This window comes from Bacteroidota bacterium (assembly GCA_018831055.1).
GTDB lineage: Bacteria > Bacteroidota > Bacteroidia > Bacteroidales > B18-G4 > M55B132.
Map to the genome: position 1 here is coordinate 1 of JAHJRE010000134.1, position 6,029 is coordinate 6,029.

The 6,029-nt window shown below is 41.5% G+C and carries 6 protein-coding genes; 1 reads left to right on the forward strand and 5 read right to left on the reverse strand.

Annotation, left to right across the window (positions count from 1 at the left end; translation table 11 throughout):
• The coding region (gene lepA / locus KKA81_08275) for a translation elongation factor 4 (GenBank protein MBU2650917.1) at positions 1-1,566 on the forward strand (1,566 nt) is incomplete at its 5' end.
• A gap of 27 nt (positions 1,567-1,593) precedes the next feature.
• On the opposite strand, the gene KKA81_08280 is transcribed toward lepA, so the two are convergent.
• From KKA81_08280 to KKA81_08300, 5 genes are all read right to left on the reverse strand, one after another.
• Positions 1,594-1,995, reverse strand: a complete 402-nt coding sequence (locus KKA81_08280; GenBank protein ID MBU2650918.1) for a response regulator — start codon at positions 1,993-1,995, stop codon at positions 1,594-1,596.
• Positions 1,996-2,021: 26 nt separating this feature from the next.
• Complete coding sequence (locus tag KKA81_08285; GenBank protein MBU2650919.1) at positions 2,022-3,539, reverse strand: carboxypeptidase-like regulatory domain-containing protein; 1,518 nt, start codon at positions 3,537-3,539, stop codon at positions 2,022-2,024.
• Between the two features lie 14 nt (positions 3,540-3,553).
• Positions 3,554-5,002 (reverse strand): curli production assembly/transport component CsgG, encoded by a 1,449-nt coding sequence (locus tag KKA81_08290; protein MBU2650920.1) that lies wholly within the window; start codon positions 5,000-5,002, stop codon positions 3,554-3,556.
• A gap of 48 nt (positions 5,003-5,050) precedes the next feature.
• Complete coding sequence (locus tag KKA81_08295) at positions 5,051-5,473, reverse strand: curli assembly protein CsgF (GenBank protein ID MBU2650921.1); 423 nt, start codon at positions 5,471-5,473, stop codon at positions 5,051-5,053.
• 24 nt (positions 5,474-5,497) lie between these two features.
• Positions 5,498-6,029, reverse strand: a 532-nt coding sequence (locus KKA81_08300; GenBank protein MBU2650922.1) for a curli production assembly/transport protein CsgE, incomplete at its 5' end; no start/stop codon positions are given.

Here is a 6,029-nt window from a genome sequence, read left to right on the forward strand (position 1 = left end):
ATTGATACTCCCGGACATGTTGACTTTTCGTACGAAGTTTCGAGAGCTATTGCCGCCTGCGAGGGGGCTTTACTTGTAGTGGATGCTACACAAGGGGTACAGGCGCAAACCATCTCCAACCTTTATCAGGCCATAGAACATGATCTTGAAATTATTCCGGTTTTGAATAAAATGGATTCCGAAAGCGCCATGCCGGAGGACGTCAAAGATCAAATTGTTGATCTTATCGGATGTAATCGTGAAGATATCCTTGAGACCAGCGCCAAAACGGGTTATGGGGTTGACAATATACTTGAAGCTATTATTCATAAAATCCCCGCCCCAAAAGGAGATCCTCAGGCTCCACTCCAGGCTTTGATTTTCGATTCCGTATTCAATTCATTTCGGGGCATCATTGCTTATTTCAGGATTTTTAACGGAGAAATCAGGAAAGATGATTTTGTAAAATTTGTTTCCACCCGCAAGGAATATCACGCAGATGAAATAGGAATATTACGCTTGCAACAAATACCAAAAGATGTACTCAGCGCCGGAAATGTAGGTTATATCATTTCAGGAATCAAATCATCCCGGGAAGTTAAAGTCGGCGATACCATTACTCATGTTGAAAGGCCTTGTTCCAAAGCCATTGCGGGCTTTCAGGATGTTAAACCCATGGTCTTTGCCGGAATTTATCCTATTGATCCCGATGATTATGAAGAGTTAAGGAACTCCATTGAAAAATTACAATTGAACGATGCATCCCTCACCTTTGTCCCAGAATCTTCAGCAGCTCTTGGCTTTGGTTTTCGCTGCGGTTTCCTGGGTTTACTCCATATGGAAATTATCCAGGAAAGGCTTGACCGTGAATTCGACATGAATGTGATCACCACCGTTCCCAATGTTTCCTATCGTGTTGTCAGCCCAAAAGGTGAAGTAACAGAAGTGCATAATCCTTCTGGTCTCCCCGACCAGAAATACATCGAACACATTGAAGAACCCTATATTCACGCTCAAATCATTACCAAATCAGGATACCTTGGCAGCATCATGAAACTTTGCATCGACAAGCGAGGTATCCTGAAAAACCAGGTATATCTTACCAGCGACCGTGTGGAGGTGACCTTTGAACTGCCACTTGCAGAAATTGTTTTCGATTTCTATGACAAACTGAAAAGCATATCCAAAGGTTATGCTTCTTTCGATTATCATCAATCGGGATATCAACCTGCCAATCTCGTGAAACTCGACATCCTGCTTAACAGTGAGCCTGTGGATGCCTTGTCAACTCTAATTCATCGCGACAATGCCTATGATTTTGGAAGAAGGATGTGCGTAAAATTGAAGGAACTGATCCCGCGTCAGCAATTCGATGTTGCCATACAGGCAGCCATCGGGGTAAAAGTGATCGCGAGGGAAACCATCAAGGCACTAAGAAAGGATGTAACTGCCAAATGCTATGGTGGTGACATAACCCGTAAAAGAAAACTCCTTGAAAAACAGAAAAAAGGCAAGAAAAGAATGAGGCAAGTGGGTAATGTAGAAGTTCCACAACAAGCATTCCTGGCAGTATTAAAGCTCGATTAACCCTACCGGAAATCCTGGTTAAATATACTATTCAGAAATCCTGTAACCCTCCTGATCTTCTTCCATGTAGCTGAGCATCCGGCAAAGCTGATCCTTGTGCAGAGGTTTGGAAATGTATTCGTTCATCCCCGATTGAATACACTCTTCTCTGGTAACACCCGACGTCATGGCAATAATGGTGACCGGTTTGTTTTTCTTTCGCTTTTTTTCAATGCTGCGGATGGTCCTTGTTGCCTCTAAACCATTCATCACCGGCATGCTCACGTCCATCACAATTAAATCGTATTCTTTCTCCGACCATTTTTCCACTGCATCTTTCCCGTTTTCAGCCATATCAAGAGCGTAGCCCATTTTTTCAAGGCAAACCCGGGTTGTTTGACGTACCAAACGATCGTCATCCACCAGGAGGATGTTGTAGTTCTTTTTCATAATTTACAAGACAAAGGGTATGAATACTAATTCATAAAGGGCATAATTGCATCCTCTATGAGTTTAACTCTATTCCCTCCTGTCAGGTCCATAACATATATATCTTTTCTGCCGGTTCCAGTGTTATCTTCATTCATAAAAATAACAAAAGCACCATTAGGCGTATACCTTGGCTGCAAGTCATTGGTTCCATCCGGCTTATTGATTGAGATGTTTAACATGGAACCCGGTTCATTCACATCCATCAAATAAATACAAGCGTCCAGCTGTCTCCCACCCGGATCGTCAAATCCCATAGCATCATGGGAAAACAACAGGGTTTGGCCGTCGATTGACAAAGAAGGGCTATCGGTACGGCCCGGCTCATTATCTACAAGCAGGGTCATGTTGGATCCATCTTCGTTCATCATGTAGATTTCAGCATTATATATACTTTTTCCAACAGTTTGTACTACAATCTTCTGAGTATGTCCATTCCAGTCACACTGTCTAAAATGTCTTTCAGCCGGGGCATACGCAACATCAAAAGAATTATAGGAATAAATATCTGTCTTTTTCAGTATATTATAATATCCATATAAAACAAACTGTCCACTGGGAGACCAGCAATATCCCTCTCCCTGGTTATGATAACCGATAACGGGAAATCCCCAAACCCTGGCCTCATCCGATCCATCCCTTCTGACAGTATAGATGTATGGATTAACCAATTTGTTCGAAATAAAAGAAACCAGGGTTTTCTGAGGGTTTAGCAATGGAAGCCAATTGGTATGAGCAGGATCATTCGTCAGCTGCACCAAAGGAGCTGTTGTATCATTTATCACTGAATCAGAATTGATGATCTCATAACTCCCATTTATTTCCCTGGCATAAAAGTATGGCAATTCAGGAAGCAAGATAGTAGAAAAAGACCATACTGTACTCCTGTTCAGTTCAATGGTGCCGTATTTAGCAATAATCTGCCAGTAATAGGTTTTCTGAAAATCAAGGTCTTCAACAGTGTACGTTGTATCACGAATATCGGATGCCACCAGTTTTCCAACCAGGTTATCGGATTCATACAACATAACATCGAATTTGATGGAATCATAGGTAGAAGAATTATCCATTTTCCATTGCAAATCAACCGATCTTGGCATATCAATAGCCTGATTTGCCGGTGAAGGGTCCGACAGAACAACTCCTGAACCCGCTGAAGGCTCAGTCACCTCCAGAAGTATTGTCACGTTTGTTGTCCGGTCTTGCTGCACCAATACCGATGTAGAGCTTGAGTTATAGTTCTCCTTTTTAACAGAAATAACTACATTTCCGGCAGGAACATCCGTGATTAGAAATTTGCCTTCCTGATCGGTCAAAACGGCAGAGCTTGGCGGATTGGTAGAAATATTTGCTGCAATGACCGGTCCATTGGTGTTTGCATCCAAAACCGTTCCGGTAATGGTGCCATAAGTCTGCAGGGTTACCTTATCCTTTTCGCAGGAGACTAATGCAACCATGGCAAGGATAAGCAAAATGAACTTGTGGTTAATAAGTTTATTTCTCATCATTCAAAATTTTATTATTTCTTTCTGTTTCTTTCCATTTGATAATAATAGGGGGATTTTCCGAAGTAATACTTTAATCCGGCTGAACCGCCCCAATAATAATCCATATATTTCCCCTCTTCGATGCCATCAATTTTATCACTAAGAATATATGTATAATTAGCCAGGAGACTTAGCGAAAAGTTTTTGATAATCATGAACTCCACACCGAGGCCTCCCTGCACCTTGGGAAAGATCTTTTGTGTTGGCTGAGGATAAAGAGGATCTGCATTGGAATAATCTTCCTGATAGAAAATACCGCCTCCGGCATATACGAATGGAGAAACATTCGCTTTAGGCAGAATAAGATATTTCAGGTTGACTTCAGCATAATCAAAAGTTGTTTCAAACCAGTTTTTTGTTTCCAGGGTTCCTCGTCCCAGATTCACATTAACGGAATAGTTTGGGTGCCAGTAAAAATCAAGATTTAATTCGAGATAAGGGGTAAATTTCATATCATCCCTGACGTCTCCGTTATACTGTTCAATGCCCCCATGGATACCGGCTCCAATAAATCCTCTGCGTTCATCGCTTAAATAGGATCCAAATTCGTCAGTTTGGTAATTTTTTTCCTTTTCCTTGAAGTACTGAACATATTGTATCATAGAGGTATCGGCTGGATTGCTTAGTTTCCACAAATCATCCTTTATACCTTCATAAACCAGACTGATCACGGCCTTTTCTATTGCCTCTGTTACAGCCATTTCCGAGGGTTCGTTATAGGTAAAACCTACTTCTGCCTCCATAAGGGTATTCAGTTTCACGTAACGGAAAAAATTGAATCCGATCTGCTGAGAGAGGATGGATTTCGTTGTGTAAACTGTTTTAAGGACTTTACCGTTGCTTGTGGAGACAGCTCTAAGGTATATACTAACACGATCTTCGCGGTATTGAGCCGATCCACCGGCACCAAAATACCGCAATCCGGCTCCACCTGTGAGAATATTTGCCTCATAAGAGATAATTCCTCCTTCCAGAATAACCCCGGCAAACAGCAATGGCGGAAGTAATGGTGAATTTTCTTCGCTGGTACCCATATACTGTGCCCTGCTGGAACGGATAATTTTTCTTTCATTGAGAAGGTTTGCAAGGTTTTCTCTTTCGATCACCACAAACCAGTTTGATTCTTCAAGGGCGCGAAGCAGGATAGCCGTTGCTCCCTGTGTGACTGCTGTCGACCAGTTATTACCGAGTTCAGAAGGTTTATACTGACCTGTTTGGTCGGAAAACTTGTAAACTGCGGCAACAATCTTATCCTGAGCCTGCGGTAAAGCCATCAGATCACTTTTAAGTGGCGTTTCCGGACCAAGCCTGGCCCTTTCTGTCTTTACAGGTTGCTTGAAAAATGGTCCGCATCCTGACAGAAGATAGCCGGCAGAAACAGCAATGATAAAGATTTTGATAAATCGTATTTTCTTGCCCATTAATCAGGTTTTTAAGTTTGTAAAATATGTGTACATCATTATACTGGACTAAAAATAGGGGATTACAATACTTGTCTGATTACCCGTAGAGGTGTCCAGGATAACCAGGCTCAATCCCTGACCAGTATTGGAAATATCGATCTGATAAGAACCCAGGATATATGTGCCTTCCTGGAGACCTAATTCCCCAAACTGCTCATTGATCAACTGCCGTGAGATCTGACTAAGAATTTGCCGGTTTAGATCTTCCGCAAAATCAGCAAGAGGATCTGATTGAAACGGATCAAATGCAGCGGCATCATCTTCGAAAGTATTTTGTGCCTGGGCTGAACTGATAAGTTGCTGATACATAAATGTATCTCCTCCTCCAAACATAGGATTGGTAAATTTAAATACCATATCCTGGGATTTTACCAGACCAGATAATCCTAATAATAGGATTGCGATTAAAAGTATTCTCGTGATCTTCATATTGAATAGTTTTAAACAAATATATTAAAAAAGTCCTGTACCACTTTGATCATCACCACCTAACTGTCTTAAGATTTCTTCATAATTTAACAGAAACTGCTGACACCTGGCAATGGCATAATCAGCAAGCATAACAATGTAATCATTTCTGGGTTGTAAAACTTGCCTAAAAACTTCGTTATCATTAATTTTTATTATTACCTGAGTCATCCTGATACGGAATGGCATCTCCCGGATCGTAATTGTATAATTTGAGGCTTCCGGTGGAGCCTCCCAATTACGATAAAAATGATCATAAAAATCCTGACCGGCTTTGGTACGGGTTTGGTCTACAACCAGCCCATCAATTTCCAATCCTATCTCCTGCTCTGATTTCTCATCCGATTCAGTCATAATGGATTCCAGAATATTTTTCAAATTTTGGGGTACCACTATGGCAGAATCCGTGTCATAGGTATAGCCAAGACTATCTTGCTGGTTTGTTAAAACTATGGAATCAAGGACGGAATCTCCTCCTATAAATTGCTCAAAATCCTGCCCTACCACCAGGCGTATA

What these genes read in the sequence shown, in the direction of transcription:
- KKA81_08280 (MBU2650918.1), bottom strand. Translation starts at nt 1,995, where the DNA reads ATGAAAAAGAACTACAACATCCTCCTGGTGGATGACGATCGTTTGGTA.
- KKA81_08285 (MBU2650919.1), bottom strand. Translation starts at nt 3,539, where the DNA reads ATGAGAAATAAACTTATTAACCACAAGTTCATTTTGCTTATCCTTGCC.
- KKA81_08290 (MBU2650920.1), bottom strand. Translation starts at nt 5,002, where the DNA reads ATGGGCAAGAAAATACGATTTATCAAAATCTTTATCATTGCTGTTTCT.
- KKA81_08295 (MBU2650921.1), bottom strand. Translation starts at nt 5,473, where the DNA reads ATGAAGATCACGAGAATACTTTTAATCGCAATCCTATTATTAGGATTA.